The sequence below is a fragment of the Roseburia sp. OM04-10BH genome, assembly GCF_003462605.1.
Lineage (GTDB): Bacteria > Bacillota > Clostridia > Lachnospirales > Lachnospiraceae > Roseburia_C > Roseburia_C amylophila.
Window position 1 is genome coordinate 1 of record NZ_QTZI01000031.1, and the last position, 1,914, is coordinate 1,914.

2 protein-coding genes are annotated in these 1,914 nt (G+C 35.5%); both read right to left on the reverse strand.

Annotated features, from left to right (window positions below; all coding sequences use genetic code 11):
* Positions 1-29 precede the first annotated feature (29 nt).
* Entirely contained in the window at positions 30-977 is a 948-nt protein-coding gene (locus DXB43_RS14900; RefSeq protein ID WP_117699205.1) for a hypothetical protein, read from the reverse strand.
* 27 nt (positions 978-1,004) lie between these two features.
* Positions 1,005-1,914 (reverse strand): hypothetical protein (locus tag DXB43_RS14905; protein ID WP_243006700.1); only part of this gene is annotated, 910 nt, incomplete at its 5' end.

The following is a 1,914-nucleotide window of genomic DNA, read 5'->3' on the forward strand; positions in this document are numbered from 1 at the left end:
CCTGTTATTGAAACTTAAAATAATTTCTATTATATTGAACGACTTGGATATTTAATTTCCGTTGATGTAAATTCATCTTCTGCCGAAACATTGATATGCCCACTGCTGTCAATAGCATACTCTTTACCATAAACGGAAAACGTATCTCCTTCTTTAAATCCGATTTCTATCCAGTTTATATCATTTAACTGTTTTATCTTTGCGTCAACATTTATGGTCTTTCCTGATTCCTGCAATAAATAAGTGTGTTTTCCTGCTCCCGCTTCTATAGAAAAGAATCCCGGAGAAATCCCGACTTTCTCACAGACGGACAATACCTCCTCATTGCTGTAAAGATACCCCCACACACTCTTTCCCTGTGCCAGATCAGACAGGATATTGCCTGCCTTACACATTTCCCACTTATAATTTGTCCCTTTTTGATTTGTATTCTCTGCAAGCAACGATTCCGAGGCTGCCCAGCCTATCCTTCCATTGTTGACCGTCCATGTATATTTACCGCCACTTGATGTTGTCCATGAATAATAACTTTTATTACTTAATACCAGAGAATTATTTGCAGCACAAATGCCTGACATGGTGCTTGTATTCATTTTCGGTACTGCATAATTAGGTACTACCTGTCTGCTCCCATTAAGGTCAAAGGAAATAACCCCGTACTCCTTAAAATCAGAATTATATCCACAGGAAACATTCTCCCCAAAATTGATTGCATTCAAAATAGCACTTGAATTATTATAGTTTGCAAAATAATAAGCCAATTCACTGTTAGAAATATTCGCATTTTTATCTATCAGTGCAGCTATTGATTGCTTTGAAAAGCCTCGTGCAGCATCAGAAATACTTAAACTGTCCTGTTTTTTATTATTTCCTGCTCCAAGCAACATCTGTATTGCTTTTTGGTGTATTCCTGCCTCTGCCTGCTTTGAATATGTCAACAGCTGGTTTACTGTGTTTACATCTGTTACTGTCTTCATAGCTAGTCTCCAAACCCTTTTTCAACATTAAACGCCAAACATATGCTGCAATTTGTCCAGCATATTATTTACTCTGCCTTCAACAGCTTCTGGCTGATTCCTTAATTCATACCTGCTTCCATAGTAATCATTTAAACGGTCTTTCATCTCATTACAAAATAATTTTTGATCTGTTTTACCATTTAAAAACTGATTGCAGATACCACTTATCTCTTTCTTCTCATTTGTATAAAAAGCTGTCTCATCTGAGATTATTTCTGACTTGTACTTATAAGATTCTGTTTTGCTTCCAATTCCAACAACCATGTAATCTGGTGTCATTTTCTCCATGATAGAATTACGTGCCGAATCATTAAAATGAACATATTCGTCAATCATGTCTGAAAAACCAGCTTGAAATTGCTCTGGAACATACATTTCATTTACTTTCCTTAGCCCCACTTCACTTGCACTTAACAAAAATACAGATTCATAAGAAGTTCCTCTATATCCCTCCTGAGCATTCAAAGAATCTACATCTGCTGTCATTGCATTAATCTTCTCTTTTAAATCTTTCATTTCATCTTCTGTCAAATATTCAGAAGCATTTTCGTCCAGCCATTTTCCAAAAACCTCTGACTGATTTTCCGAACAGCCTTCAAACGCACTTTGTTCTCCAGAAATGGAAGTTGCTTTCAAATCTAATTTGAATAAATTTTCACATTTATATTCTGCTGGTATCTCTCTTATTTCTCCATTAATAGATGAAAAATGCATTGTATGAAAATCCGATACCTTATTACGAGCAGTCTCAACTAACTTTCTTGCTGAATCACTGATTTTCACATCATCCTCCGAAATAATATTCTGAGGAACAGTTGTTTTCTTCTCAACCTTATTTTTTATCATCTCTGGATTATTAATATACCTATTTCCTTGAACTTTCATAGCAACCTCC

Bases quoted from the DNA above. Each gene is read 5' to 3' on its own strand.
- DXB43_RS14900 (WP_117699205.1), bottom strand. From the start codon at position 977: ATGAAGACAGTAACAGATGTAAACACAGTAAACCAGCTGTTGACATAT.